Here is a 25,918-nt window from a genome sequence, read left to right on the forward strand (position 1 = left end):
TGTGGCGTGCTCGGGGCCCGGAAGGGGGTATCGGGGATGAGTGTGAGGACTTCCGGCATCACCGTCGCTGCGGACAGCCAGCTGTCCGACGGACCCGTGTGCGGGCCGTCGCCCGCCACCGTGACACCGAACGCCTTCGGCACCGGGCTCGGTCTCGACCCCGACGACCTCCCCGACGGCCTGGTCGTCGCCGACGAGAGCGGCCGCGTGGTCTGCTTCAACGCCGCGGCGGTCCGGATCACCGACATCGCCCCGCAGGACGCCCTCGGGCTCCCGCTGGCGGAGGCCCTGCCGCTGCAGGACGTCGAGGGGCGCCGCTGGTGGCAGCTGACCGACCCCTACGGCGGTCTCGCCATCCGGCGCGGGCAGCCGGAGCGCAATCTCGTGCTGGGCGGCCGCGAGGTGCTGGTATCCGCCCGCTACGTCCGCAGCCGCCCCACCGGGCCCGTCCGGCAGCTGGTCATCACGCTGCGCGGCACCGAGGCCCGCCGCCGCACCGAGCTGAGCCACGCCGAGCTGATCGCCACCGTCGCTCATGAGCTGCGGTCCCCGCTGACCTCGGTCAAGGGCTTCACGGCCACCCTCCTGCAGAAGTGGGAGCGCTTCACCGACGACCAGAAGCGGCTGATGCTGGAGACCGTGGACGCCGACGCCAACCGCGTCACCCGCCTCATCGCCGAGCTGCTCGACATCTCCCGCATCGACTCCGGACGGCTGGAGGTGCGGCGGCAGCGGGTCGACATGATCGCCGCGGTGCGCCGGCACGTCCAGGCGCAGACCACCGCGGGCCAGCGGCCCGACCGCTTCCTGATCCGGATGTGCGAACCGCTGCCCGATCTGTGGGCGGACCCGGACAAAGTGGACCAGGTGCTGGGGAACCTGCTGGAAAATGCCGTGCGCCACGGCGAGGGAACGGTCACCATCGAGGTCGGACCAGCACCGGATGCGACCAGCGTGGAAGGGACGACCGTCACCGTGAGCGACGAGGGCCCCGGCATTCCCGAGGAGTCGATGAGCCGCGTCTTCACCCGCTTCTGGCGGGGCAGCAAGCGCGGCGGCACCGGCCTGGGCCTCTACATCGTCAAGGGCATCGTCGAGGCGCACGGCGGCACGATCACGGTCGGCCGGGCCCCGGCAGGCGGTGCGGAGTTCCGATTCAGCCTGCCCGTCGCGGCCCCGGCCTTCATGGCCTGAGCGCCCGCGGCGGGCGCCCCGCAGGGGCACGGGCCCGCCGTGGTGGGCCCGCCCCTTAGACTTGACCTTTGGCACCTTTGGCGCACAAGCATCGCGGGCACAGAGCGGGCTCGGCATCCGACGTTTGTGATCGAAGAGCCGAGGCGAAGCGAGCCAAGCCAAGCCAGTCCACCGGAAGCACGGGAAGAGATGTCCGCACCCAATAAGTCCTACGACCCTGTCGAGGTCGAAGCCCTGAAACCGGAAGAGGTCGCCCGGCGCACCGACGAGGCGCTGGCCGCCGTCGCCGCCGCGGCCGACCTGGAGGAGCTGCGCGAGGTGAAGGTCGCGCACACCGGCGACCGCTCGCCGCTCGCCCTCGCCAACCGGGAGATCGGCGCCCTGCCCCCGCACGCCAAGGCGGACGCCGGAAAGCGCGTCGGCCAGGCCCGCGGCCGGGTGAACCAGGCGCTCAAGGTCCGCCAGGAGGAGCTGGAGGCGGAGCGCGACGCGCGGGTGCTCGTCGAGGAGGCGGTGGATGTCACGCTGCCCTACGACCGCGTTCCCGCCGGCGCCCGGCACCCGCTGACCACCTTCATGGAGCGGGTCGCCGACGTCTTCGTCGCGATGGGCTACGAGATCGCCGAGGGCCCCGAGGTCGAGGCGGAGTGGTTCAACTTCGACGCGCTCAACTTCGTGCCCGACCACCCCGCCCGCCAGATGCAGGACACCTTCTTCATCCAGGGTGAGGGCACCAAGGGCGACGAGTCCGGTGTCGTGCTGCGCACCCACACCTCGCCGGTCCAGGCGCGTACGCTCGTCGACCGCGAACCGCCGGTCTACGTCGTCTGCCCGGGGCGGGTCTACCGCACCGACGAGCTGGACGCCACGCACACCCCGGTCTTCCACCAGATCGAGCTGCTCGCCATCGACGAGGGCCTGACCATGGCGGACCTCAAGGGCACCCTGGACCACATGGTGCAGGCGCTCTTCGGGCCGGACATGAAGACCCGGCTGCGCCCCAACTTCTTCCCGTTCACCGAGCCGTCCGCCGAGATGGACATGCTCTGCTACGTCTGCCGCGGCGAGTCCGTCGGCAACGCGGACCGGCCCTGCCGCACCTGCGGCAGCGAGGGCTGGATCGAGCTGGGCGGCTGCGGCATGGTCAACCCGAAGGTGCTCATCGCCTGCGGCGTCGACCCGGAGAAGTACAGCGGATTCGCCTTCGGGTTCGGCATCGAGCGGATGCTGATGTTCCGCCACAACGTCGAAGACATGCGAGACATGGTCGAGGGTGACGTCCGGTTCACCCGGCCGTTCGGGATGGAGATCTGATGCGGGTCCCGCTTTCTTGGCTGCGGGAGTACGTCGACCTGCCGGCGACGGAGACCGGTCGTGACGTACAGGCCAAGCTCATCGAGGTCGGCCTGGAGGTCGAGACCGTCGAGCGGGTGGGCGACGGCCTGGAGGGCCCGCTCGTCGTCGGTCAGGTGCTGACCATCGAGGAGCTGGAGGGCTTCAAGAAGCCGATCCGCTTCTGCACCGTCGACGTCGGCACCGCCAACGGCACCGGCGAGCCGCAGGAGATCGTCTGCGGCGCCCGCAACTTCGCGGTCGGCGACAAGGTCGTCGTGGTGCTGCCGGGCGCCGTGCTGCCCGGCGACTTCAAGATCGCCGCGCGCAAGACGTATGGCAAGACCTCGCACGGCATGATCTGTTCCGGCGACGAGCTGGGCATGGGCGACGACGGGTCGGGCGGCATCATCGTGCTGCCGGCCGAGCACGAGGTGGGCACCGACGCCATCGAGCTGCTCGAACTCGTCGACGAGGTGCTGGACATCGCCGTCACGCCCGACCGCGGTTACTGCCTGTCGATGCGCGGCGTCGCCCGTGAGACGGGCACCGCCTACGGTCTGCCGCTGCGCGACCCGGCGCTGCTCGACGTCCCGCCGCCGAACTCCGACGGCTACCCGGTCAAGGTCGCCGACCCGGTCGGCTGCAGCCGCTTCACCGCCCGGACGGTCAGCGGCGTGGAGCCCGAGGCGCGTACCCCGATCTGGATGCAGCGCAGGCTGCAGAAGGCCGGCATGCGCCCGATCTCGCTCGCCGTCGACATCACCAACTACGTGATGCTGGAGATCGGCCAGCCGCTGCACGCCTACGACCGCTCCAGCGTGGACGGTCCGATCGGCGTCCGCCGGGCCACTCCCGGCGAGAAGCTGACCACCCTGGACGGCGCCAAGCGCGTGCTGGACGGCGAGGACCTGGTCATCACCGACGACCGGGGGCCCATCGGCCTCGCGGGCGTCATGGGCGGCGCGCACACCGAGATCGCGGACGCGGTCGCCGACCCCGAGTCCGGCCGGATCGGCGGCACCACCGAGATCGTCGTGGAGGCCGCGCACTTCGACGCGCTCTCCATCGCCCGGACGGGCCGCCGCCACAAGCTCTCCTCCGAGGCGTCCAAGCGCTTCGAGCGGGGAGTGGACCCGGAGGCCACGTCCGCCGCGGCGCAGCGGACCGTCGATCTGCTGGTGCTGCTCGCCGGCGGCAAGGCGGAGCCCGGCGTCACCGAGTTCGTCGCGCCCAGCGGGCCGCGCACGATCAGCCTCTCGGCGAACCACCCGGACAAGGTCGCCGGTGTCGACTACGGCCGGGAGACCGTCGTACGCCGACTCCAGCAGGTCGGCTGCGATGTCTACGGGCAGGACGAGCTGGTCGTCACCGTGCCGTCCTGGCGGCCCGACCTGAGCGAGCCCAACGACCTCGCCGAAGAGGTCATCCGGCTGGAGGGCTACGAGAATCTGCCCTCCACCCTCCCGCGGCCGCCGGCCGGCCGTGGGCTGACCGAGCGTCAGCGGCTGCACCGCAGGGTCGGCCGCGCCCTCGCCGGGGCCGGCTATGTCGAGGCCCTGAACTACCCGTTCACGGGTTCGGCGATCCTCGACCAGCTCGGCATCGAGCCGGACGACCCGCGCCGCAACGTCGTCACCCTCGTCAACCCGCTCTCCGACGAGGAGCCCGACCTCCGCACGACGCTCATCCCGGGGCTGCTCAACGCGCTGCGCCGGAACGCCGGCCGGGGCACCCACGACCTGGCGCTCTTCGAGACCGGCCTGGTCTTCCGGCCGACCGGTGACGAGAAGCCGCCCGCGCGGCTGCCCGTCGACCGCCGGCCGACCGACGAGGAGATCGCCGGCCTGAACGCGTCCCTCCCGCAGCAGCCGCGGCGCGTCGCCGTGGTGCTCGCCGGAGCCCGCGAGCAGGACGGCTGGTGGGGCGACGCACGTCCCGCCGGCTGGGCGGACGCCGTCGAGGCGGGCCGTACGGTCGCCCGGGAGGCGGGTGTCGAGCTGATCGTCCGTCAGGACCAGCACGCCCCGTGGCACCCGGGCCGGTGCGCGGCGCTGCTCGCCGTCGTCGACGGCGAGGAGATCCTCGTCGGCAACGCCGGTGAGCTGCACCCGCGCGTCATCAAGGCGCTCGGGCTGCCGGAGCGCAGCAGCGCGATGGAGATCGACCTGGACCGCGTCGAGCGGGCCTCGGACGGGCCGATGCGGGCGCCGCGGATCTCGACCTTCCCGGTCGCGACCCAGGACGTCGCGCTCATCGTCGACGGCACGGTTCCGGCCGCGGACGTCGAGGCCGCGCTGCGCGAGGGCGCGGGGCAACTCCTGGAGTCGCTGCGCCTGTTCGACGTCTTCACCGGCGAGCAGGTCGGTGAGGGCAAGAAGTCCCTGGCGTACGCGCTGCGTTTCCGTGCCGCGGACCGCACGCTGACCGCCGAGGAAGCCTCGGCGGCCCGTGACGCCGCGGTCGCGGCGGCGCAGGAGCGCACCGGAGCGACGCTGCGCGGCTAGCGGACGCTGCCGGCTGACGGCATGAGGAGTGAGGGCGTGGACGGCACCTGGTGCGGTCCACGCCCTCACTCCTTTCCGCTTTCCGGGGTGCGCGGCGCGTGGCCGGGGCCGGGACCGGGTGGCCGGATCCCGTGCCCCGCGAAGGGGTCCGGGGATATCCGCACACCATCACTCAATCGGGTGGTACGGCACGGATCGTCGCCACACAGACACATACCGTGGTGACAATCGATCCGGTCGGTGCAGCCTGCGCGACCGCGCGGAGGGGCCGGCCGACCGCCTCGTTGCCTGCTAAGGGGACCACCGGCTAGGGGGACCATCGGCATGATCCGAACCTGGGCGAGGGGCGGAGCACGCGCGGGTGCCGCTCGCGCGCAGCGCGCCTTCGTCTTCGTCCTGCCCGGCCTGTGGGTGCTGGGTGTGGTGGTCTGGGAGCTCAGTCGCCCCACCAGTGGCCAGTTGCTCCAGCTTCTCGCCGCCGCTCCGGCCATCGCGTGCGCGGGCACCGGCCGCCGCCAGTGTGTGGTGCTCGGCGGTCTGTGCGCGCTGCTCGCGCTGGTGCCGCTCGGCGAGTTGGAGCCGGCGGCCGGGCCGGGTGTGCGGGTGACGGCCTGCGGCGCGATCCTCGCGGTGGTGTGTGCCAGCTATCTGACCGCCGGCCGGCGGATGCGGCTGCTGCGGGAGCTGGAGCGCGCCCAGGAGGTCGCGACGGCCGCGCAGCGGGTGCTGTTGCGTCCGTTGCCGCCGCGGATCGACGGGATGGCCCTGGCCGCCGACCACCTCTCGGCGAGCGAGGGGGCCGCGGTCGGCGGTGACCTGTACGAGGCCGTGGGGACCCGGCACGGCGTCCGGGTGGTGATCGGGGATGTGCGTGGCCACGGCCTGGAGGCGATGGGCACGGTCGCCGCGATGCTGGGCAGCTTCCGCGAGGTGGCGCATGACGAGCCGGAACTGACAGGTGTGCTGCGCCGGTTGGAGCGCTCGCACCAACGGCATCTGCGGGAGCGGGCGCGGGCCGAGCATCCGTCGGCCGGCGGCGGCGAGCCGGCGAGCCCCCTCGCGGAGGAATTCGTGACGGTGCTGCTGCTCGAGGTGGCCCGGGACGGCGCGGTCACGGCGCTGAACTGCGGGCACCCCTGGCCGTATCGCGTCGGCTGTCGGGCGGTGGCGCCGGTCGCGCCCGCCGAGCCGATGCCGCCGCTGGGCCTCTTCCCGCTGCCCGAGGACCTGACCGCGGTCCGCTGCGGCCGGCTGCGGCCCGGTGAGGGGCTCTTCCTGCACACCGACGGCGCGGCCGATGCCCGGGATGCCGCGGGGGAGTTCTTCCCGCTGACCCAGGAGTTGCGCAGCAGCGTCGAGTCGACGGTCGTCGCGTCGAGTGCGGCGCAGCGCGGTCCCTCGCCGACGGGCGTGGTGGAGGATGTACGGGAGGCGCTGCTGCGGCATGCGGGCGGACGGCTGACCGATGATGTCGCCCTGCTGATGATGTGCAACGACCGGGTGCGGGTGCCGCCGCAGGGGCCCACCACCCCGCTGGCCGTACCGGGCTGCGTGGAGGCGGGACGCCCTGAGTAGCGGGTGTCATGGCGTGCCGATGGGGCCTTGCGAACGGCGGCTGCCGGGGCGGCAGTTCATGCCCGGTGAGAGGCGCGGTACGCGGGACGGCCCGCACCCCGGTGTGGGGTGCGGGCCGTCCCGGCGTGTGTGCTCAGTACGCGTAGAAACCCGAACCGGCCTTGCGGCCCAGCCGGCCCGCGTCGACCATGCGGGCGAGCAGCGGGGGAGAGGCGTACAGGGGCTCCTTGTACTCCTCGTACATCGAAGCCGCGACCGAGGCGACGGTGTCGAGGCCGATGAGGTCGGACAGCTTCAGCGGGCCCATCGGGTGGGCGCAGCCCAGCTCCATGCCGTTGTCGATGTCCTCGCGGCTGGCCATACCCGACTCGAACATCCGGATAGCGGAGAGCAGGTAGGGGATGAGGAGCGCGTTGACGACGAAGCCCGAGCGGTCCTGGGCGCGGATCGCGTGCTTGCCCAGGACGTCCTGCACCAGCGCCTCGGAGCGCTTGATGGTGTCCTCGCCGGTGGTCAGGGCGGGGATCAGCTCGACGAGGTTCTGCACCGGCGCCGGGTTGAAGAAGTGGATGCCGATGACCTGGTCGGGACGGGAGGTCGCCACCGCCAGCTTCACCAGGGGGATGGAGGAGGTGTTGGACGCCAGGATCGCGTCGGGTCGCGTGACGACCTGGTCGAGGACCTGGAAGATCTCGGTCTTCACCTGCTCGTTCTCCACGACGGCCTCGATGACGAGGTCGCGGTCGGAGAACTCCCCGAGGTCGGTGGTGAAGCTGAGCCGGCCGAGCGTCGCGTCGCGTTCCTCGGCAGTGATCTTGCCGCGTTCCGCGGCCTTGCCGAGCGAGTTGGTCAGACGGGTGCGACCCAGCTCCAGGGCTTCGCCGGTGGTCTCGGCGACCATGACGTCCAGCCCGGCGCGGGCGCACACCTCGGCGATGCCTGCGCCCATCTGGCCGCAGCCGACCACTCCGACGCGTTCGATGTCGGTCACATCGTGCCTTTCGCTGATCTTCAGGACTGGCGGTATGCCGTAAGGGTCCGGCGCCCACCTCGACCCCGACGGTACTCCGCGCGGTGCTGTGCTAGAGGCGCCGGGGGAGGCATCCTGAGCCCTCAAGACGGGATGAAACGGACAATCTGAGGGTTTTTCATGAGACGGATCACACGAAGAGGGTTCGCGGCGGCAGCACTGGGCGCGGCCTCGTCGGTACTCGCCGCGGGGGCGGCGGCGACCGCGGGCGGCCCGGCGGCTCCGGCCGGAGACCGGAAGGACGGTACCGGTCGGCCCGAGATGCGCGGCATGTGGCTGGCGACGATCGGCAACCGGGACTGGCCCTCCGCCCCCGGGCGGAGCGCCGCACGCCAACGGCAGGAACTTCTCGCCCACCTCGACGCGGCCGTCGAGAACCGGCTGAACACGGTGATCTTCCAGGTCCGCCCGAGCGCCGACGCCCTGTGGCCTTCCCCGCACGAGCCGTGGGCGGAGTGTCTGACCGGTGTGCAGGGCCGCGACCCTGGCTGGGACCCGCTGGGCTTCGCCGTGCGCGAGGCGCACCGGCGCGGTCTGGAGCTGCATGCCTGGTTCAACCCGTACCGGGTGGCCAACCACGCCGACCCCGGCCGGCTGGCTCCCGCCCACCCCGCGCGCCGGCATCCCGACTGGGTGGTCCCGTACGGCGGCAAGCTCTACTACAACCCGGGGCTGCCGGAAGTCCGCCGCTTCGTGCAGGAGGCGATGCTCGACGCGGTGCGGCGCTACCCCGTCGACGGGGTGCACTTCGACGACTACTTCTATCCGTACCCGGCCAAGGGCGAGCCGTTCCGCGACGACGCGGCCTACGCGGCGCACGGCAAGGGCTTCGCGAGCCGAGCGGCCTGGCGGCGGGACAACATCAACCGGCTGGTGCAGGAGACCGCCCAGCAGCTCGAAGGCGTCGAGTCGCGGCGGGCGGAGCGGCAGGTGCGGTTCGGCATCAGCCCGTTCGCGGTCTGGCGCAATCAGGCGACCGACCCCGCGGGCTCGGCGACGCGTGCCGGGGTGGAGACGTACGACGATCTCTACGCCGACACCCGCCGCTGGGTGCGGGAGGGCTGGGTCGACCACATCGTTCCGCAGGTCTACTGGAACATCGGAGCGGCGGGCTCCGACTACGCGGAACTGGTGGACTGGTGGGCGCGGACGGTCGAGGACACCGGCGTGGACCTCTACATCGGCGAGGCGCTCTACAAGGCGGGCGACCCGGCGCAGCCGGCCGCCTGGCGGGACCCGGCCGAACTCTCCCGCCACCTCACCCTGGCCCGGAAGCACCCGGAGGTCGGCGGCCATGTCTTCTTCTCCGCGAAGGAGGTGTCCGAGGACAGGGCCGGTGCGCTGACGCGGGTCGTCCGCGACCACTACGGCAGCGCCGCGCGGCCGTAGTGGCGGACCGGTGACCCGGTCGGCGGGGCCGGTCGGTTGTCGGCTCCGCTAGCGGGCTGGGCCGACGTCGACGGACTTTCCGTGCTGGACGACGCAGTCCGGGCCGGGCGACATGATCGCCTCGTGCCCGTCCTCGCCGCGGACGCGGTAGGGCGGATCGCCGTTCGTGCCCAGTACCTCGATGATCTCGACGACCCGGTCGTGATGCCCGACGGTTCTGCCGTGCACCAGCAGCCGGTCGCCCGTGTTCGCGTGCATCAGAGTTCCTCCCGCTTCGGGCGGCCGTGCGACCGGTGCGCCGGATCAGCGGCGGCCGAGCGGTTGAACGGCCAACGGATACGGGCCCGAGCGGCCCGGACGGCGTTATCAGCCGTCGCGGCAAGTTTACGTCCGGGGGCGGCTGCCGCACCCGGTGTGCAGCGGCCGGCCGGTGTCCGGGAGGAGGTCAGCCGCGCGTGCGCTGGGTGACCGCGATGCACGCGAGCACCGCCAGGGCCGCCGCGGGTGCGGCGGGCGGCAGGTGCTCACCCAGCAGCAGCACGGACCACACCAGGGTCAGCAGGGGCTGGGCGAGCTGCAGCTGACTCGCCTTGGACACGCCGATGGCGGCCATGCCGCGGTACCAGACGACCAGGCCGAGGAACTGCGATCCGATCGCGAGCCACAGCAGCCCCCCTACGGCGTGTGCCGTCAGGTGCAGCGGCTCGGTGGACAGGGCCACCGCCGCACCGGCCACCGTCACCGGCAGGGCCGCCACCAGCGCCCAGCCGATCACCTGCCAGCCCGGCAGATGGCGGGCCAGCCGGCCGCCCTCGGTGTAACCGGCCGCACACACCAGCAGCGCCGCGAAGAGGAAGAGGTCACCGGAACTCGGCGCCCCGCCGCTCTGCTGCACCGCGAAGCCGATGACGACGGCGGCGCCGATCAGGGAGGCGACCCAGAAGGTGCGGGAGGGGCGCGCGCCGGTCCGCAGCGCCGAGCAGGCGGCGGTGGTCAGCGGCAGCAGTCCGACGACGACTGCCGCGTGGGAGGTGGTGGAGGTCTGCAGGGCGAGGGTGGTCAGCAGCGGGAAGCCGAGTACGGCACCGCCCGCCACGACCGCGATGCCCGCCCAGTGGCGCCGCTCGGGGACCCGGACGCGGAAGGCCACGAGGCAGCTGCCGGCGATCGCCGCCGCCAGCACGCTGCGCAGCATCACCACCGTCCACGGGCCCATGCCTTCCAGGGCCCAGGCCGTCGCGGGAAAGGTGAGGGAGAACGCGGCGACACCGAGAGCGGCGAGGAGCGCGCCACGGCCGACGGGCGCGCCGCGAGGGGCGGGCGGGGTGGCGGCGTCGCCGGGGAGGTCACGGGGGCCGGTGGACACTTCCGGGGCGGTGACCGCTATCGCGACCGAAGCGATAGCGCTATCGTTGTCTCTCATGCATGAGCGTAGCAGTGTCGGTGAGCTGGCCGCGATCCTCCGTGGCGGATTGAACCGCTACTCTCCGGGTGAGAAGCTCCCGTCGAGTCGCGCGCTGATCGAACAGCACCGCGTCAGCCCGGTGACCGTCTCCCGCGCGCTCGCGCAGCTGGTCGCCGAGGGGCTGGTGGTGACCAGGCCGGGTGCCGGCGCCTTCCGGGCGGAACCACGCGCCGAGGCGGCCCGGCCGGTCGACACCTCCTGGCAGGAGATCGCGCTGAGCGCGGAACCGGCGGGCGACCAGGTGCCGCGCAGTGTCGACGCCTCAGGGGTGCTGGCCACCCTCGCCGTTCCTGCGCCCGGCGTCATCGAACTCAACGGCGGCTATCTGCACCCGGACCTGCAACCGGCGCGCGCACTGGCCGCGGCCCTGGCGCGCGCGGGGCGGCGGCCGGGCGCCTGGGGCCGCCCCCCGGTCGAAGGCGTGCCGGAGCTGCGGGCCTGGTTCGCCCGCGAGATCGGTGGGCCCGGCGGCGTACTGGCCGCCAGCGACGTCCTGGTCACCGCGGGCGGTCAGAGCGCGCTGACCGCCGCCCTGCGCGCGCTTGCGCCACCCGGCGCGCCGGTCCTCGTCGAATCCCCCACCTACCCCGGCATGCTGGCCGTCGCGCGCGCCTCGGGCCTGCGGCCCGTCCCGGTGCCGATGGACGCGGACGGCGTGCGCACCGATCTGCTCGCCGATGCCTTCCGGGCCAGCGGTGCCCGGCTCTTCGTCAGCCAGCCGCTGTTCCAGAACCCGACCGGCGCGGTGCTCGCGGGGGAGCGGCGGCGCGAGGTGCTGCGGGTCGCGCGCGCGGCGGGCGCGTTCGTGATCGAGGACGACTTCGCCCGGCGGCTGGTCCACGACGACGCCCCCGCGCTCCCGCCGACCCTCATGGCCGACGATGCGGACGGCACCGTCGTGCACGTCTGCTCCTTGACCAAGGCCACCTCGCCCAGCCTGCGGGTGGGCGCGCTGGCCGCACGGGGCCCGGTCCTGGACCGGCTGCGCGCCATCCAGGTCGTCGACAGCTTCTTCGTGCCGGGGCCGCTCCAGGAAACCGCCCTGGAACTCGTCGGCTCACCCGCCTGGACCCGCCATCTGCGCCTGATCGCAGGCGAGTTGACCGCCCGCAGGGATGCGATGGTCACTGCACTGCACCAGCAGCTGCCCGCACTCGCGGAACGCCGTCCCGGCCCGGCGGAGGGCCTCGGCCGCGCGCGGGACGGCGGGCTGCACGTCCCGCCCGGCGGCTACCACCTGTGGCTGCGGCTGCCGGACGGTACCGACGAGGCGGCCCTGATCTCCGCCGCATCGCGTGCGGGCGTCGCCGTCGCGGCCGGCCGGCCCTACTTCGCCGCCGAGCCGCCGGCCCCGCATCTCCGCCTGAGCTTCGCCTCCGCGGCCGGTACCGGCGAACTCGTGGAAGGTGTCCGCCGGCTGCGCGCCGCCTGCCGGGAGCTGGGTCTGGAGACCGGATGACCCGGCCGAGCGGGGCCGCTCCGGGCCGCCGGCTCCCGCGGTCGTCCGCCATCGGTTCGACGGCGGCCCCCGGTTCTGCCAACCTCCCGGCATGAACGATCACGCCCTCGACGGCTACCACCTCTCCACCGACCCGGCCCGCCTGGACGCGGACCTCGTCCACCGGTGGCTGTCCACCGACGCCTACTGGGCCCTGGACCGCCCCCGTGACCTGCACGACCGCGCCGTCGCGGGCTCGCTCAACTTCGGCCTGTACGACGCCGACTCGGGCACGCAGGTCGCGTACGCCCGGGTGGTCACCGACCACGCCACCTTCGCCTGGCTCTGCGACGTCTACGTCTGCCGCGACGACCGGGGCAAGGGGCTGGGCACCGCGCTCGTCGAGGCGGTCGCCGACCACCTGACGCCCTGCGGGCTGACTCGGATCACGCTCGCCACCAAGGACGCCCACGGGGTCTACGAGAAGATCGGCTTCCGCAGCCTGGTCGCGCCGGAACAGTGGATGACGCTCGGGCTGATCGACCCCGGGCCCATCAACCTCTGATCAAAGGGGTTGATCCGGGCGGCGCTGCTCTTACCATCGGCGAATGCATGTTCGCCTCACGTTGCTCGCCGCGGCCCGCAGCTCCTCGCTGCTGGAGACGCGGTTCGACGACGACCGCCCCCTCGGTGCCGCCGGCTGGCGTGAGGCCGAGCGTGCCGCCCCCGTGCTGTGCCGGCTCGCCGCCGCCGAGCTGCGCTACCGCTCGCCGTCGGAGCGCTGCCGGGAGACCGGGGACGCCCTCGGCCTCAGCCCGCTCGCCCAGCCGGCGCTGCGTGACTGCGACATGGGGCGCTGGCGGGGCCGGACCCTGGGGGAGGTGACCGCCACCGAGCCGCGCGCGGTGGACGCCTGGCTCGCCGATCCGCGCTCCGCGCCGCACGGCGGCGAGTCGCTGCTGGCCTTCATCAGCCGGGTCGGCGAATGGCTCGACACGCGTCCCGTCGAGGAGGGCGCGCGACTGCTGGCGGTCGCCGAGCCCGGTGTGGTGCGCGCCGCCCTGGTCTACGCGCTCCAGGCGCCGCCGCACTCGTACTGGCACATCGACGTCCAGCCGCTGTCGGTCACCACGCTGACCGGGCAGGCCGGCATGTGGAGCCTCCGTCTGGACGGGTGAGCCGCCCGCCGGGGCGGGAGCCGCGTGCGGTGGACGCCGGGTCGGTGGCCGGTGACGGAGAGCGACCCGTGCCACCCGGAAAGCCCATCCGGGCCGTACCGCCGTACGGGGCGAGCGCAACCGCGTGACCTGCGGGAACGATGGCGGGACGGTCGCCCTGCGCGCCGGTCGGGCCGTCCGGCGCCGGTCATCGACATGCAATCCGACCGGCCGGGCGTTTCGCTCTGGATATGCACATACGTCACTTCTTGCGCTGTGCCGCCGCTGCCGGCACCGTCCTGGCGTCCGCCTCGCTGCTCGGTTACGGCACCGGAGCCGTGGCCGCCCCGGCGGACGGCCACAAAGTGATCATCGAGCCCGATCCGGTGGCTCCGGGCGGTGAGTTCTCCGTCTTCGACGGCGGGAACTGCCCGGGCGAGACCGGCGTCGCCACGTTCGACGGTGCGGGCATCCCGGAGATGAAGCTGTCCAAGCTGCGCAACCAGGTCGGCGGCACCGGCCGGGTGCCGGAGACGACCCGGCCGGGCACCTACACCGTCACCCTGGTCTGCGGGAAGGACGGCGCCGAGGACCACGGCAAGGACCATGGCAAGGACCACGGTGGGGAGAGCGGCAAGGTGCCCGGAGAGGGGCATGGCGAGGGGCACGCCGAGGCAGGCGTTGAGCAACCGGCCCGGACCAACAGCGACGACGGGCTCGCGGACGAGTACGACCCCGGCCTGGATGCCGGGACCGACCCGGGCATGGAATCCGGCACCGATCCCGGCATGGAACCCGGCACCGATCCCGGGACGGAGCCCGGCGGCGAGCCCGGCGCCGAGTTCGGCACGGAGTCCGGCGAAGAGCCGGGCAAGGCGCACGGCGACGGGCGGCTGAAGCTCACCGGGACCATGACGGTTGCCGCCAGGGGCGGCACCCCCGTCCCCAAGGGCGGTTCGCACACCGGCCTCGGCGGCGGCGCCGGCGTGAGCGCGGGCACCACCGTGTGCGGCGGCGCACTGCTGGCCGGCACGGTCACCTGGGGAGTCGTTCTCCACCGGCGGCGGGGCCGGGCCGTCCGGCAGCGCTGACCCCGGGCGGGCCGGCAGCGCCGACGGCGCCGACCGGCGGCTCAGCCGGCCCGCCACCACACCCGCAACGGGCCGATGGGCAGGCAGCCGTGGCTCACCGCGGCCTCCAGGTCGGCGCCCGATTCGTATCCGACGACCGCCGATCCGGCCCACCGCGAGGCGACGGTGGCGAGGGCGCCCGCCCACGCCCCGTGTGGATCGTCGTCGGCCGCGAAGACATTGGACAGGCCCACCACAGGGCCTTCCGTGGTGGCGACCGCGCCCGCCACCACGGTGTCACCGCGGAGCCCCCGCAGGAAGAACGTCCCGTCGTCGGCGAGGAGTTCGCTCCGGAAAGGCCCGTTGTCCGGCCTCCGCTGCGCGTTGTCGTCCTGGCCCGCCGCGGCCGGCTCTCCGCTCCAGGCGGCCGCCCACGCCGCCAGATCGTCCTCGTCGCGGACCACGTCCCAACGGACGTCCGCCACCGGCGCCGGGGCCGCGGCCCCGGCCGGACGGTGGATCCACTGGGCCTCGAAGAGCACCTCGAACCCCGCGGAGGCCAGATCCAGGCGCGCGAAGCTGTCCTTGACCGAGCAGCCGGGGGAGCGGGCGTCGACCCGGGGCAGGAGCTCCGCGGCCGAAGCCTCGGGCGTCAGCGTGACGGCATCCGGATAGAGCGGCGGTGTCCGGCGTGCACTTGCCCAGACGTGGTCGTCGAAGGCGCCGGATATGCCGTGCGCCCGGCATACGGTGTCGCACCACGTGGCGTTGTTCCGGGCGGCGATACGCACCCACTCGTCACGGTCGGCGGATTCAGGCGGTGCACTGGACTCGATCATGGGCCGATGGTGGCAGGGCGCGCGGGACGCCACCAGCGAATTCCGGTCCTGGAACGGGCCGTGCGCCGCCGGCCGCCGGGTGCGTCACGGCTGCACGGCGCCTCCCGGCCGGACACCACTTCCCGGGCCTGCCGCCCGGGGCCGACCGCCGTCCCCGCTACGGCGTCAGATCCAGCGCGGCCAGACCCGATCCGTCCATCAGGAAGGGCACCGAGTCATGGGTGTGGGTGATGCTCCAGGTGCCGTCGGTCTTGCGGAAGCCGACGGTCCCCCGGCTCCACAGCTCCACCTGCGAGCCGTCCGACTTCGTCCCGCGCATGCGGTTGATGCCGTGGCTGAAGGCGACCTCGTCGCCGACCGTGAACTCGACCTCGGTCAGCGTGATCTCGATGGCGCCGTCCCACGTCGCGTACCAGGCTTCGAGGGCCTCGCGGTCCCGTGTCTCCGCGCCCTTGGACTGCAGGGGAGGGGCCAGATCGAACCGCACGATGTCCGGCGCGCACGGTTCGAGGAACCGCCGCGCGTCGCGTGCCTTCGTCGCGGCCACCCGTTCCTCCAGCAGTGCCTTGAGTGCGGTCTCGTCGGCCGTCCGCCCGGTCTCCCGGGTCGTGCCGGTGTCGGTGGTCATGGGTTTCTCCCGTCGTCCGGCGCCGGAGCGCCCCCTGTCGCTGTCCAACGGGTAGACCTCGGCGGGCGTCGCGACTCATCGGTGACTGCGGACTGCGGACTGCGGACTGCGGACCGCGGCCGGTTCGGCCGACAACCCGAGCGGCCGGACCGAGCCGGTGCCAGGAGACGGCGGAAGCGTTCCCGGGATGCGGGACATGCCCACCGGTACGGCCCTAGGGCCCCGTCCCCATCGGCCCTCCGCCGGTCCGCCACGCGTTCGCCGCCTGGACCCGGCCCCCGACGTGGAGCTTGGCGTAGGCGTGTTCCAGGTGCTTGTCGACGGTGCGGGGGCTGATTTCCAGACGGTGCGCGATCTGCTGGTTGGTCAGGCCGTGGGCCAGCAGGCCGAGTACGGCGGACTCCCGGCCGGTGACGAGATCCGGTCCGGGCATCGGCGGGGCCAGCCGGTTCAGGACCCGGCCGAGCCTGGTGCGCAGCAGGGCGGCCACCGCGACATCGCCATCGGTGAAGTCGCTGCCGCTGCGGTTGACGACCAGACACACGCTGCGCGGCGTGCCGTCCGCGAAGCCGCCGGGGAACGCCATCGCCAGCTGGTGCTCGGCCCCGAGCGGCCGGTAGACCTCGGCATAGGTGGCCAGGGCGTGGTATTCGCCGCTGGTCTGCAGGGCGGAGCGGCGCATCGGGGCGCCGGTCCCGATGGTGGTGTGGGTGACCAGCGCGTCGGCTGCCGCATGGCGCGCGAACGTCTCCAGGGCGGCGCGGTCCAGCAGGCCCTCCGGCAGGGTGCGCATCCGCTCGGCCGGATCGGGGCGGGGCGTCCAGACGATGCTGTCGCCCGGTACGGCACGGAGCAGCAACGGCAGGAGCGCCGGGACGAGGCTGTCCTCGTCGACGGCGTCGATCAGGAGGTCCACGACGGCCAGTACGCGTCGCAGGCCGACCTCCCCGGCCGCGTTCATGTCCTCAGGGTGGCGAGCGCGGCGAGGGGAGTCAAGGGCCGCCCGGCCGGCCGGGGGAAGACCGGCCGGGGGCGTCGGCCGCGGTGAGCGGCCGACGGCATGGACGCGGTGGGCGGGCTCTGTGCGACGAGCCGCCTGCGGTGCGAGCCCGGCTGCGTCGGCGGTGTGCGTACCGCCTCCGTATCCCGCGTGAGATCCCCCGTGCCCGAGGTCCGTGCTGCGCGAGGACGGACGGCGGGCGGGCGGCGGAAGCCGAAATCCGTCCCTCCGGTCGTGCGAGGAACGGCACCCCATTTCTACCGTCCACTCCAGCAGGGCACGGCGCCGGAGCGCCATACGGAGTTCGCCGTATGCGCCGGCCGGGGGGCGGGCCGACACTGGAAGGAGAGGAGGTGCGTCATGCGCAAGATGGTCGATTGCCGGGACTACCCCAGCGAGATGAACTGCACCCTCGTGATCGCGGGCGAGGAGGAGGAAGTGGTGCGCGCGGCGAGCGAGCACGCGGTATCCGTCCACGGCCACATGGACTCCCCGGAGCTGCGTGAGCAGATCCGGTCCACCCTCAAGGACGAGGTCCCACAGCACGCCTGAACCACGGCCCGCCGGGCGCCGCCCTCGATGCGGGGCGGTCGTCCGGCGCATCGCAGCGTTGCATAAAACTGCCGCTGTCCGTATAGTCATGCCATCGATGAGGAGGGTCCATGGCGGTACGTGCAGCAGTGGCCGGTGCGAGTGGGTACGCGGGAGGTGAGGTTCTGCGCCTGCTTCTGAGCCACCCCGAGGTGGAGATCGGCGCGGTGACCGGGCACTCCAACGCGGGGCAGCGCCTGGGCTCACTGCAGCCCCACCTGCTCCCGCTCGCGGACCGCCTGGTCGAGCCGACCTCGACCGAGGCGCTCACCGGGCACGACGTGGTCTTCCTGGCCCTGCCGCACGGCCAGTCCGCGGCGGTCGCCGAGGAACTCGGGCCCGATGTGCTCGTCGTCGACTGCGGGGCGGACTTCCGGCTGGCCGACGCCGCGGACTGGGAGGCGTTCTACGGCTCGCCCCACGCCGGCACCTGGCCGTACGGCCTCCCGGAGCTGCCCGGCGGCCGCACTACGCTCCAGGGCACCCGGCGCATCGCCGTCCCCGGCTGCTACCCCACCGCCGTCTCCCTCGCGCTGTTCCCGGCGTACGGAGCCGGCCTCGCCGAGCCCGAGGCAGTGATCGTCGCGGCGTCCGGCACCTCCGGCGCGGGCAAGGCCGCCAAGCCGCACCTGCTGGGATCCGAGGTCATGGGCTCGATGAGCCCGTACGGCGTCGGCGGCGGGCACCGGCACACTCCCGAGATGATCCAGAACCTGAGCGCGGTCGCCGGTGAGCGGGTAGGGGTCTCCTTCACACCGACCCTCGCGCCCATGCCGCGGGGCATCCTCGCCACCTGCTCGGCGAAGGCGAAGCCCGGCGTGGACGCCGACGCGGTGCGCGCCGCGTACGAGAAGGCGTTCGCCGACGAGCCGTTCGTCCGGCTGCTGCCCGAGGGGCAGTGGCCCTCGACCGGCGCCGTGTACGGCTCCAACGCCGTGCACCTGCAGGTGACGCTCGATGCCGCGGCCGGCCGGATCATCGTGATCTGCGCCCTCGACAACCTCACCAAGGGAACCGCGGGCGGCGCGGTCCAGAGCATGAACATCGCCCTCGGGCTCCCCGAGGGGACGGGGCTGCCGGCGGTCGGGGTCGCCCCGTGACCCGCACGGAGACCGGGACCGGGCAGCAAGGGGAGGCCGGCCCGCCCACGAGGGGCGCGGCCGGGGTAGCGACGGAGGAGAAGCAGTGAGCGTCACGGCAGCACAGGGATTCACGGCGGCGGGTATCGCCGCCGGAATCAAGGAGAACGGAAACCCGGACCTCGCCCTCGTGGTGAACAACGGTCCGCGCCAAGCCGCCGCCGGTGTCTTCACCTCCAACCGCGTCAAGGCCGCGCCGGTCGTCTGGTCCGAGCAGGTCCTCAAGGGCGGCCAGGTCTCCGCGGTGGTCCTCAACTCCGGTGGCGCGAACGCCTGTACCGGCCCGCTGGGCTTCCAGGACACCCACGCCACCGCGGAGAAGGTGGCCGAGGTGCTGGGCCACAGCGCCGGCGAAGTGGCCGTCGCCTCCACCGGCCTGATCGGCCTGCGCCTGCCGATGGGCAAGCTGCTGCCGGGCGTGGAGCGGGCCGCGGGCGAACTGACCGAGCACGGCGGCGAGAAGGCCGCCATCGCGATCAAGACCACCGACAGCGTGCACAAGACGGCCGTCGCCGGCCAGGACGGCTGGACGGTCGGCGGCATGGCCAAGGGCGCGGGCATGCTCGCACCGGGCCTGGCCACCATGCTGGTGGTGCTGACGACCGACGCCGACGTGCCGGCCGCCGAGCTCGACGCGGCACTGCGCGCGGCCACCCGGACCACCTTCGACCGGATCGACTCCGACGGCTGCATGTCGACGAACGACACGGTGCTGCTGCTCGCGTCGGGCGCCTCCGGTGTGGTGCCGGACGGCGCCGCGTTCGCCGGAGCGGTCCGCACCGTCTGCGACGACCTCGCCCGGCAGCTGATCGGTGACGCCGAGGGCGCAAGCAAGGACATCCGCATCGAGGTCGTGGGCGCCGCGAGTGAGGACGACGCCGTCGAGGTGGGCCGCTCCATCGCCCGCAACAACCTCCTCAAGTGCGCCATCCACGGCGAGGACCCCAACTGGGGCCGGGTGCTCTCCGCCATCGGCACCACCTCCGCCGTCTTCGAGCCCGACCAGCTGAACGTCGCCATCAACGACGTATGGGTCTGCAAGAACGGCTCCGTGGGCGAGGACCGCGACCTGGTCGACATGCGCTACCGGGAGGTGCGGATCACCGCCGACCTCTCCGCCGGCGCCGAGAGCGCGGTCATCTGGGCCAACGACCTCACCGCCGACTACGTCCACGAGAACAGCGCGTACTCCTCATGAGTACCCGTAAGCACACCGCGCTCCCCAAGGCCCGCACCCTCATCGAGGCGCTGCCCTGGCTGACCCGGCATCACGGCAAGACCGTCGTCATCAAGTTCGGCGGCAACGCGATGGTCGACGAGGAGCTCAAGAGCGCCTTCGCACAGGACGTCGTCTTCCTGCGGCACGCCGGGCTGCGCCCGGTCGTCGTGCACGGCGGCGGCCCCCAGATCAACGCGCAGCTCGATCTGCTCGGCCTGGAGTCGGAGTTCAAGGCCGGTCTGCGGGTCACCACGCCCGAGGCGATGAACGTCGTCCGGATGGTGCTCGCCGGCCAGGTGCAGCGCGAACTGGTCGGGCTGCTCAACGAGCACGGCCCGCTCGCCGTCGGGATGACCGGCGAGGACGCCCACCTGATGACGGCGACCAAGCACTACGCCGAGATCGACGGCGAACGGGTGGACATCGGCCGGGTCGGTGAGATCACCTCGATCGACCCCGGTGCGGTGCACGCGCTCCTGGACGACGGCCGTATCCCGGTCATCTCCTCCATCGCCCGGAGCAGCGACGAGGAGGACACCGCCGTCGGCGCGTCCGGCGTCTTCAACGTCAACGCCGACACCGCGGCGGCCGCGCTTGCCGCCGCGCTGGGCGCCGAGACGCTGATGGTCCTCACCGACGTCGAGGGTCTCTACGAGGACTGGCCGCACAGCGACGAAGTCATCTCCCGGCTGACCGCCACCGAACTGGAGAAGCTGCTGCCCGACCTGGCCAGCGGCATGGTGCCGAAGATGCGCGGCTGCCTGCATGCCGTCCGCAACGGTGTGCACACCGCGCGCGTGATCGACGGACGGGTCCAGCACTCGATCCTGCTGGAGATTTTCACGGACGAGGGAATCGGCACGATGGTCGTGCCGGACAGCAACACGATCGAGGGGGCGACATGAGCGAGCCGATGACCAACGAGGGCCTCAGCGGGCGCTGGCAGGGCACCATGATGGACAACTTCGGCACCCCCCGCCTCCCGCTGGTGCGCGGCGAGGGCGCCAAGGTCTGGGACGCCGACGGCAGCGAATACCTCGACTTCCTCGGAGGCATCGCGGTCAACGCGCTCGGCCACGCCCACCCCGCGGTGGTCCGCGCCGTCTCCGACCAGGTGGCCACCCTCGGCCATGTCTCCAACTTCTTCGTCACCGAGCCCACCGTGGCGCTGGCGGAGCGGCTGATCGCGCTGGCCGGACGCCCCGGCCGGGTGTACTTCTCCAACTCCGGCGCCGAGGCCAACGAGGCCGCCTTCAAGATCGGCCGGCTGACCGGCCGCACGCACATGGTCTCCACGGCGGGCGGCTTCCACGGCCGCACCATGGGCTCCCTCGCCCTGACCGGACAGCCCGCCAAACAGGCCCCGTTCGCCCCCCTCCCGGGCGATGTCAGCTACGTCCCGTACGGGGACGCCGACGCCCTGCGCGCCGCCGTCACCACCGACACCGCGTTCGTCATCCTGGAGCCCGTGCAGGGCGAGAACGGCGTCGTCGTGCCGCCGCCCGGTTACCTCCGGGCGGCCCGCGAGATCACCGCCGCCACCGGCACGCTGCTCGTCCTGGACGAGATCCAGACCGGCATCGGCAGGACCGGCCACTGGCTGGAGTCGCAGGCCCAGGGAGTCGAGGCCGACATCATCACCCTCGCCAAGGGCCTGGGCGGCGGCCTCCCGATCGGCGCGACGCTGGCGTTCGGCCCGGCCGCCGACCTGCTCACGCCCGGCTCGCACGGCTCGACGTTCAGCGGCAACCCCGTCGTCTGCGCCGGCGCCCTCGCCGTCCTCGACACCATCGAGGCCGACGGCCTGCTCGATCACGTCAAGCGCGTCGGCGAGCGGCTGCGGAGCGGAATCGAGGCTCTCGGGCACCCGTTGGTCGGCCAGGTCCGCGGCGCGGGACTGCTCCTGGGTATCGTCTTGACCGAGCCGCTGGCGCCCCGGGCGCAGCAGGCGGCTCAGGACGCGGGTCTCCTGGTGAACGCGGTCGCGCCGGATGTCGTCCGGCTCGCGCCGCCGCTGATCGTCTCGGACGACGAGGCGGACACGTTCCTCCGGAAGCTCCCCGCCGTCCTCGACACGGCCCTCGAAGGGGCCCACGGGGAACAACGATCCGGAGACTGACGACAACGATGACCGACCCGCAGGAGAACGAGTCGCTGAACGGCGGCCAGGCCGTACCGCAGACCCGCACCGCCCGCCACCGCCGGATCGTGGACATCCTCAACCGGCAGGCGGTCCGCTCCCAGAGCCAGCTCGCCAAGCTGCTCGCCGATGACGGGCTCTCCGTCACGCAGGCGACGCTCTCGCGGGACCTGGACGAACTCGGCGCCGTGAAGATCCGCAACACCGGTGGTGAGCTGATCTACGCGGTGCCCAGCGAGGGCGGCGACCGCAAGCCGCGGGCGCCGCTGGGGGAGTCGGCCAAGGAGGAGCGGATGCGCCGGCTCTCCGGCGAACTGCTCATCTCGGCCGAGGCCTCGGCCAATCTCGTCGTCCTGCGCACGCCGCCGGGGGCCGCCCAGTTCCTGGCCTCGGCCATCGACCAGGCCGAACTGCACGACATCCTCGGCACCATCGCGGGCGACGACACGCTGATGCTCATCAGCCGCGATCCCGCGGGCGGCCAGGCGCTCGCGGATCATCTGCTGCGGCTGGCGCAGAAGGCGCACTGAGCGGAGCCGGGGAGCGGCGCAGGCGCACCGTGCGCCGCCCGCTCGCCCGGCCGGCGCCCATCGCCACGCACTCACGGAAAAAGCCCGCTGACCAGGAGAATCATCTCCCTGTCAGCGGGCTTTTCGCACCGTCGGGACGACAGGATTTGAACCTGCGACCCCTTGACCCCCAGTCAAGTGCGCTACCAAGCTGCGCCACGTCCCGGTGCTCGTACCGACCGGAATCCTCCCGGCCGGGGTGTGCAGAAGAAAAATACCCTGTCCTGGCCCCTGAATCCAAAGCGGGTCCCCCCGAGGCCGATTCCCGGCCCCGCGGCAGGGGCCGCGCTTCCGTGCTTCGATGAAGGTATGGCCGATTTGTCCGGGGGGAATGTGCGGGTGCGCCGGGTGTACGACGCCCCGGAGCCGTCGGACGGCCCCCGGGTGCTGATCGACCGGCTGTGGCCGCGCGGGCTGTCCAAGGCCGACGCGCAGCTCACCGAGTGGTGCAAGGGCGTGGCCCCTTCCACGGAGCTGCGCCGCTGGTACGACCACCGCGAGGAGCGGTACGAGGAGTTCGCGGCGCGCTACCGGGCGGAGCTGGCGGCGCCGCAGGCGCGGGCCGCGCTCGACGGCCTGCGGAAGCTGGCGGCGGACGGCCCGCTGACGCTCCTGACGGCGACGAAGGAGACGGCGTACAGCCATGCATCCGTCCTTCTCGACGCTCTGCGAGAGGGCTCCTGAGCGCGCGCGACACTCCGTCGAACCGCCGCTGACCTGGGCTTTTCCGGTGGCGTTGACGAACCATACGGTGGAGTGCATACTTATACCCATCAGCGTATGCATCGTAAGGAGAAACCCGTGACCGAGCGCGTCGTACTCGCCTACTCGGGCGGCCTGGACACCTCTGTCTGTATCGGCTGGATCGCCGAGGAGACGGGCGCCGAGGTCATCGCCGTTGCCGTGGACGTCGGCCAGGGCGGCGAGGACCTGGACGTCATCCGCAAGCGCGCCCTCGCCTGCGGCGCCGTCGAGGCCGAGGTCGCGGACGCCAAGGACGAATTCGCCGACGAGTACTGCCTCCCGGCGATCCAGGCCAACGCCCTTTACATGGACCGCTACCCGCTGGTCTCCGCGCTCTCGCGGCCGACCATCGTCAAGCACCTGGTGGCCGCGGCCAAGAAGCACGGCGCCTCCACCGTCGCCCACGGCTGCACCGGCAAGGGCAACGACCAGGTCCGCTTCGAGGCCGGCATCTCCTCCCTCGCCCCCGACCTGAAGTGCATCGCCCCGGTCCGCGACTACGCGATGACCCGGGACAAGGCCATCGCCTTCTGCGAGGAGAAGAACCTCCCGATCGCGACCACCAAGAAGTCGCCGTACTCCATCGACCAGAACGTCTTCGGGCGTGCCGTCGAGACCGGCTTCCTGGAGGACATCTGGAACGCGCCGATCGAGGACGTCTACGAGTACACCGAGAACCCGGCGACCTCGCGGGAGGCCGACGAGGTCATCATCTCCTTCAAGGAGGGTGTCCCGGTCGCCATCGACGGCAAGCCCGTCACCGTCCTGCAGGCCATCCAGCAGCTCAACGAGCGCGCCGGCGCCCAGGGCATCGGCCGGATCGACATGGTCGAGGACCGCCTGGTCGGCATCAAGTCCCGCGAGGTGTACGAGGCGCCCGGCGCCATCGCGCTGATCACCGCGCACCAGGAGCTGGAGAACGTCACCGTCGAGCGCGAGCTGGCCCGCTACAAGCGGCAGGTCGAGCAGCGCTGGGGCGAGCTGGTCTACGACGGCCTGTGGTTCTCGCCGCTCAAGCGCGCCCTGGACGGCTTCATCGCCGAGGCCAACCAGCAGGTCACCGGCGACATCCGGATGACCATGCACGGTGGTCGCGCGGTCGTCACCGGCCGGAAGTCCGACAAGTCGCTGTACGACTTCAACCTGGCGACCTACGACACCGGCGACACCTTCGACCAGTCGCTCTCCAAGGGCTTCATCGAGCTCTTCGGAATGTCGAGCAAGATCGCGGCGAAGCGCGACCAGGCCTGAGCCCTCAGGCTCGGTAGCCTCACGTACGCATGCCGCCTCCCCGCCCTCGCGGCGGGGAGGCGGTGCAGGTCCGGGGACGCCCCGGAAGACTCAGTCACAGCCTTGAGGAGCAGCAGTGAGCAACGGCGCGGATCCGACGCAGAAGAGTTCCGGCGACGTCCGGCTCTGGGGCGGCCGTTTCGCCGACGGACCGGCCGAGGCGCTGGCCCAGCTGTCGGCCTCGGTCCACTTCGACTGGCGGCTCGCGCCGTACGACATCGCCGGCTCCCGCGCCCACGCCCGGGTGCTGCACACCGCCGGACTGCTCACCGCCGACGAGCTGGAGCGGATGCTGGCCGGTCTCGACCAGCTCGAAGCCGATGTGGCGGACGGCTCCTTCACGGGCACCGTCGCCGACGAGGACGTGCACACCGCCCTGGAGCGCGGTCTGCTGGAGCGCCTCGGTGCGGACCTCGGCGGCAAGCTGCGGGCCGGCCGGTCGCGCAACGACCAGGTCGCCACCCTCTTCCGGATGTACCTGCGCGACCACGCCCGGCTCGTCGGCGGGCTCATCGCGGACCTCCAGGAGGCGCTCGTCGGCCTCGCCGAGGCGCACCCGGACGTCGCGATGCCGGGCCGCACCCACCTCCAGCACGCCCAGCCGGTGCTCTTCGCCCACCACGTCCTGGCGCATGCGCAGTCGCTGTCGCGGGACGCGGAGCGGCTGCGCCAGTGGGACGAGCGCACCGCCGTCTCGCCGTACGGCTCCGGCGCGCTGGCCGGCTCCTCGCTGGGCCTCGACCCGGAGGCGGTCGCCGCGGACCTCGGGTTCGAGCACGGCTCGGCCGGAAACTCCATCGACGGTACGGCCTCGCGTGACTTCGTCGCGGAGTTCGCCTTCATCACCGCGATGATCGGCGTCAACCTCTCCCGGATCGCGGAGGAGGTCATCATCTGGAACACGAAGGAGTTCTCCTTCGTGACCCTGCACGACGCCTTCTCCACCGGCTCGTCGATCATGCCGCAGAAGAAGAACCCGGACATCGCGGAGCTGGCGCGCGGCAAGTCGGGCCGCCTGATCGGCAACCTGACGGGCCTCATGGCGACGCTCAAGGCGCTGCCGCTCGCGTACAACCGCGACCTGCAGGAGGACAAGGAGCCGGTCTTCGACTCCTGTGACCAACTGGAGGTCCTGCTTCCGGCGTTCACCGGCATGATGGCCACGCTGACCGTCAACCGCGAGCGCATGGAGGAGCTGGCCCCGGCCGGCTTCTCGCTGGCCACCGACATCGCCGAGTGGCTGGTCAAGCAGGGTGTGCCGTTCCGGGTGGCGCACGAGGTCGCGGGCGAGTGCGTCAAGGAGTGCGAGGCGCACGACATCGAGCTGGACCAGCTCACCGATGAGCAGTTCGCCAAGATCTCGCCGCACCTGACCCCCGAGGTCCGTACGGTCCTCAACGTCCCCGGCGCGCTCGCCTCGCGCAACGGTCGCGGCGGCACCGCCCCTTCGGCGGTGGCCGTCCAGCTCGCCGAGGTGCGGGCCGACCTGGTGACGCAGCAGACCTGGGCAGCGGCCAAGAAGTGACGCGAACCGCCGACGTGCGGTGACCGGCGGCCCCCATCCGCAAGGGTGGGGGCCGCCGTCGTATGTGCCGTGCCCCA

The 25,918-nt window shown here is 72.5% G+C and carries 24 protein-coding genes and 1 tRNA gene; 18 read left to right on the forward strand and 7 right to left on the reverse strand.

Annotated elements, in window-relative coordinates; translation table 11 throughout:
* Positions 1-36 precede the first annotated feature (36 nt).
* The 4 genes from QOM21_RS29535 to QOM21_RS29550 all read left to right on the forward strand — a co-directional run bounded on the left by QOM21_RS29535 (position 37) and on the right by QOM21_RS29550 (position 6,608).
* Positions 37-1,194, forward strand: coding sequence for an ATP-binding protein (locus QOM21_RS29535; protein WP_407554057.1), 1,158 nt, complete (start codon positions 37-39; stop codon positions 1,192-1,194).
* A 189-nt stretch (positions 1,195-1,383) separates the two neighbouring features.
* The gene (gene pheS, locus QOM21_RS29540) at positions 1,384-2,508 is read left to right on the forward strand and encodes a phenylalanine--tRNA ligase subunit alpha (RefSeq protein ID WP_407554059.1); all 1,125 of its coding nucleotides are present in this window, start codon (positions 1,384-1,386) and stop codon (positions 2,506-2,508) included.
* Positions 2,508-5,033: a phenylalanine--tRNA ligase subunit beta gene (gene pheT / locus QOM21_RS29545; RefSeq protein ID WP_407554060.1), complete on the forward strand. Its 2,526-nt coding sequence runs from the start codon at positions 2,508-2,510 to the stop codon at positions 5,031-5,033. Before pheS ends, pheT begins: the two co-directional genes overlap by 1 nt.
* Positions 5,034-5,357: 324 nt before the next feature.
* On the forward strand, positions 5,358-6,608 hold the full coding sequence (locus tag QOM21_RS29550; protein ID WP_407554061.1) for a PP2C family protein-serine/threonine phosphatase: 1,251 nt from the start codon (positions 5,358-5,360) through the stop codon (positions 6,606-6,608).
* A 133-nt stretch (positions 6,609-6,741) separates the two neighbouring features.
* Here the strand turns inward: QOM21_RS29550 and QOM21_RS29555 are convergent, their stop codons facing one another.
* Positions 6,742-7,599, reverse strand: a complete 858-nt coding sequence (locus QOM21_RS29555) for a 3-hydroxybutyryl-CoA dehydrogenase (protein ID WP_407554063.1) — start codon at positions 7,597-7,599, stop codon at positions 6,742-6,744.
* Between the two features lie 159 nt (positions 7,600-7,758).
* Between QOM21_RS29555 and QOM21_RS29560 the strand changes: the two genes are divergently transcribed.
* Entirely contained in the window at positions 7,759-9,027 is a 1,269-nt protein-coding gene (locus QOM21_RS29560) for a glycoside hydrolase family 10 protein (RefSeq protein ID WP_407554064.1), read from the forward strand.
* A 48-nt stretch (positions 9,028-9,075) separates the two neighbouring features.
* Here QOM21_RS29560 and QOM21_RS29565 read toward each other — a convergent pair whose 3' ends face one another.
* Entirely contained in the window at positions 9,076-9,285 is a 210-nt protein-coding gene (locus QOM21_RS29565; protein ID WP_407554066.1) for a DUF1918 domain-containing protein, read from the reverse strand.
* A 187-nt stretch (positions 9,286-9,472) separates the two neighbouring features.
* A complete protein-coding gene (locus tag QOM21_RS29570; RefSeq protein ID WP_407554068.1) occupies positions 9,473-10,450 on the reverse strand; it encodes a DMT family transporter in 978 nt (325 codons plus the stop codon).
* Between QOM21_RS29570 and QOM21_RS29575 the strand changes: the two genes are divergently transcribed.
* The 4 genes from QOM21_RS29575 to QOM21_RS29590 all read left to right on the forward strand — a co-directional run bounded on the left by QOM21_RS29575 (position 10,449) and on the right by QOM21_RS29590 (position 14,178).
* A complete protein-coding gene (locus QOM21_RS29575; protein WP_407554069.1) occupies positions 10,449-11,951 on the forward strand; it encodes a PLP-dependent aminotransferase family protein in 1,503 nt (500 codons plus the stop codon). The genes QOM21_RS29570 and QOM21_RS29575 overlap by 2 nt on opposite strands.
* A 91-nt stretch (positions 11,952-12,042) precedes the next feature.
* Positions 12,043-12,495 (forward strand): GNAT family N-acetyltransferase, encoded by a 453-nt coding sequence (locus QOM21_RS29580; protein ID WP_407554071.1) that lies wholly within the window; start codon positions 12,043-12,045, stop codon positions 12,493-12,495.
* 43 nt (positions 12,496-12,538) lie between these two features.
* Complete coding sequence (locus tag QOM21_RS29585; RefSeq protein WP_407554073.1) at positions 12,539-13,108, forward strand: histidine phosphatase family protein; 570 nt, start codon at positions 12,539-12,541, stop codon at positions 13,106-13,108.
* Positions 13,109-13,338: 230 nt separating this feature from the next.
* Entirely contained in the window at positions 13,339-14,178 is an 840-nt protein-coding gene (locus tag QOM21_RS29590) for a hypothetical protein (RefSeq protein WP_407554075.1), read from the forward strand.
* Between the two features lie 41 nt (positions 14,179-14,219).
* On the opposite strand, the gene QOM21_RS29595 is transcribed toward QOM21_RS29590, so the two are convergent.
* The 3 genes from QOM21_RS29595 to QOM21_RS29605 all read right to left on the reverse strand — a co-directional run bounded on the left by QOM21_RS29595 (position 14,220) and on the right by QOM21_RS29605 (position 16,585).
* Positions 14,220-14,996, reverse strand: a complete 777-nt coding sequence (locus QOM21_RS29595; RefSeq protein ID WP_407554076.1) for a hypothetical protein — start codon at positions 14,994-14,996, stop codon at positions 14,220-14,222.
* 157 nt (positions 14,997-15,153) lie between these two features.
* Positions 15,154-15,624 (reverse strand): YybH family protein, encoded by a 471-nt coding sequence (locus QOM21_RS29600; RefSeq protein ID WP_407554078.1) that lies wholly within the window; start codon positions 15,622-15,624, stop codon positions 15,154-15,156.
* Positions 15,625-15,838: 214 nt separating this feature from the next.
* On the reverse strand, positions 15,839-16,585 hold the full coding sequence (locus QOM21_RS29605; RefSeq protein ID WP_407554080.1) for a response regulator transcription factor: 747 nt from the start codon (positions 16,583-16,585) through the stop codon (positions 15,839-15,841).
* A gap of 399 nt (positions 16,586-16,984) precedes the next feature.
* On the opposite strand from QOM21_RS29605, the gene QOM21_RS29610 reads away from it, so the two are divergent.
* The 6 genes from QOM21_RS29610 (at position 16,985) to QOM21_RS29635 (ending at position 22,243) form a co-directional block, all read left to right on the forward strand.
* Positions 16,985-17,176, forward strand: coding sequence for a DUF1059 domain-containing protein (locus QOM21_RS29610; RefSeq protein ID WP_407554081.1), 192 nt, complete (start codon positions 16,985-16,987; stop codon positions 17,174-17,176).
* A 110-nt stretch (positions 17,177-17,286) separates the two neighbouring features.
* Complete coding sequence (gene argC, locus QOM21_RS29615) at positions 17,287-18,315, forward strand: N-acetyl-gamma-glutamyl-phosphate reductase (protein ID WP_407554083.1); 1,029 nt, start codon at positions 17,287-17,289, stop codon at positions 18,313-18,315.
* An 85-nt stretch (positions 18,316-18,400) separates the two neighbouring features.
* Entirely contained in the window at positions 18,401-19,552 is a 1,152-nt protein-coding gene (gene argJ / locus QOM21_RS29620; protein ID WP_407554085.1) for a bifunctional glutamate N-acetyltransferase/amino-acid acetyltransferase ArgJ, read from the forward strand.
* Positions 19,549-20,478: an acetylglutamate kinase gene (gene argB / locus QOM21_RS29625; RefSeq protein WP_407554086.1), complete on the forward strand. Its 930-nt coding sequence runs from the start codon at positions 19,549-19,551 to the stop codon at positions 20,476-20,478. The genes argJ and argB overlap by 4 nt, the downstream gene beginning before the upstream one ends.
* On the forward strand, positions 20,475-21,692 hold the full coding sequence (locus QOM21_RS29630) for an acetylornithine transaminase (RefSeq protein ID WP_407554087.1): 1,218 nt from the start codon (positions 20,475-20,477) through the stop codon (positions 21,690-21,692). The genes argB and QOM21_RS29630 overlap by 4 nt, the downstream gene beginning before the upstream one ends.
* Before the next feature lie 8 nt (positions 21,693-21,700).
* Entirely contained in the window at positions 21,701-22,243 is a 543-nt protein-coding gene (locus QOM21_RS29635; protein WP_407554088.1) for an arginine repressor, read from the forward strand.
* Between the two features lie 131 nt (positions 22,244-22,374).
* On the opposite strand, the gene QOM21_RS29640 is transcribed toward QOM21_RS29635, so the two are convergent.
* Positions 22,375-22,448 (reverse strand) — tRNA-Pro (locus tag QOM21_RS29640).
* 143 nt (positions 22,449-22,591) lie between these two features.
* Here QOM21_RS29640 and QOM21_RS29645 point away from each other — a divergent pair.
* The 3 genes from QOM21_RS29645 (at position 22,592) to argH (ending at position 25,841) form a co-directional block, all read left to right on the forward strand.
* Entirely contained in the window at positions 22,592-22,966 is a 375-nt protein-coding gene (locus QOM21_RS29645) for a DUF488 domain-containing protein (RefSeq protein WP_407554089.1), read from the forward strand.
* A gap of 117 nt (positions 22,967-23,083) precedes the next feature.
* Positions 23,084-24,277, forward strand: a complete 1,194-nt coding sequence (locus tag QOM21_RS29650; protein WP_407554090.1) for an argininosuccinate synthase — start codon at positions 23,084-23,086, stop codon at positions 24,275-24,277.
* A gap of 115 nt (positions 24,278-24,392) precedes the next feature.
* Positions 24,393-25,841: an argininosuccinate lyase gene (argH, locus tag QOM21_RS29655; protein WP_407554091.1), complete on the forward strand. Its 1,449-nt coding sequence runs from the start codon at positions 24,393-24,395 to the stop codon at positions 25,839-25,841.
* Positions 25,842-25,918: the final 77 nt, after the last annotated feature.

The organism is Streptomyces sp. Pv4-95, from assembly GCF_045782725.1.
GTDB lineage: Bacteria > Actinomycetota > Actinomycetes > Streptomycetales > Streptomycetaceae > Streptomyces.

Coding starts and splice junctions, on each gene's coding strand:
- QOM21_RS29590 (WP_407554075.1), top strand. CDS start 13,339: ATGCACATACGTCACTTCTTGCGCTGTGCCGCCGCTGCCGGCACCGTC.
- pheT (WP_407554060.1), top strand. CDS start 2,508: ATGCGGGTCCCGCTTTCTTGGCTGCGGGAGTACGTCGACCTGCCGGCG.
- QOM21_RS29565 (WP_407554066.1), bottom strand. CDS start 9,285: ATGCACGCGAACACGGGCGACCGGCTGCTGGTGCACGGCAGAACCGTC.
- QOM21_RS29600 (WP_407554078.1), bottom strand. CDS start 15,624: ATGACCACCGACACCGGCACGACCCGGGAGACCGGGCGGACGGCCGAC.
- QOM21_RS29630 (WP_407554087.1), top strand. CDS start 20,475: ATGAGCGAGCCGATGACCAACGAGGGCCTCAGCGGGCGCTGGCAGGGC.
- QOM21_RS29635 (WP_407554088.1), top strand. CDS start 21,701: ATGACCGACCCGCAGGAGAACGAGTCGCTGAACGGCGGCCAGGCCGTA.
- QOM21_RS29535 (WP_407554057.1), top strand. CDS start 37: ATGAGTGTGAGGACTTCCGGCATCACCGTCGCTGCGGACAGCCAGCTG.
- QOM21_RS29585 (WP_407554073.1), top strand. CDS start 12,539: ATGCATGTTCGCCTCACGTTGCTCGCCGCGGCCCGCAGCTCCTCGCTG.
- QOM21_RS29605 (WP_407554080.1), bottom strand. CDS start 16,585: ATGAACGCGGCCGGGGAGGTCGGCCTGCGACGCGTACTGGCCGTCGTG.
- QOM21_RS29580 (WP_407554071.1), top strand. CDS start 12,043: ATGAACGATCACGCCCTCGACGGCTACCACCTCTCCACCGACCCGGCC.
- argC (WP_407554083.1), top strand. CDS start 17,287: ATGGCGGTACGTGCAGCAGTGGCCGGTGCGAGTGGGTACGCGGGAGGT.
- QOM21_RS29595 (WP_407554076.1), bottom strand. CDS start 14,996: ATGATCGAGTCCAGTGCACCGCCTGAATCCGCCGACCGTGACGAGTGG.
- QOM21_RS29560 (WP_407554064.1), top strand. CDS start 7,759: ATGAGACGGATCACACGAAGAGGGTTCGCGGCGGCAGCACTGGGCGCG.
- argB (WP_407554086.1), top strand. CDS start 19,549: ATGAGTACCCGTAAGCACACCGCGCTCCCCAAGGCCCGCACCCTCATC.
- pheS (WP_407554059.1), top strand. CDS start 1,384: ATGTCCGCACCCAATAAGTCCTACGACCCTGTCGAGGTCGAAGCCCTG.
- QOM21_RS29575 (WP_407554069.1), top strand. CDS start 10,449: ATGCATGAGCGTAGCAGTGTCGGTGAGCTGGCCGCGATCCTCCGTGGC.
- QOM21_RS29645 (WP_407554089.1), top strand. CDS start 22,592: ATGGCCGATTTGTCCGGGGGGAATGTGCGGGTGCGCCGGGTGTACGAC.
- QOM21_RS29550 (WP_407554061.1), top strand. CDS start 5,358: ATGATCCGAACCTGGGCGAGGGGCGGAGCACGCGCGGGTGCCGCTCGC.
- QOM21_RS29570 (WP_407554068.1), bottom strand. CDS start 10,450: ATGAGAGACAACGATAGCGCTATCGCTTCGGTCGCGATAGCGGTCACC.
- QOM21_RS29610 (WP_407554081.1), top strand. CDS start 16,985: ATGCGCAAGATGGTCGATTGCCGGGACTACCCCAGCGAGATGAACTGC.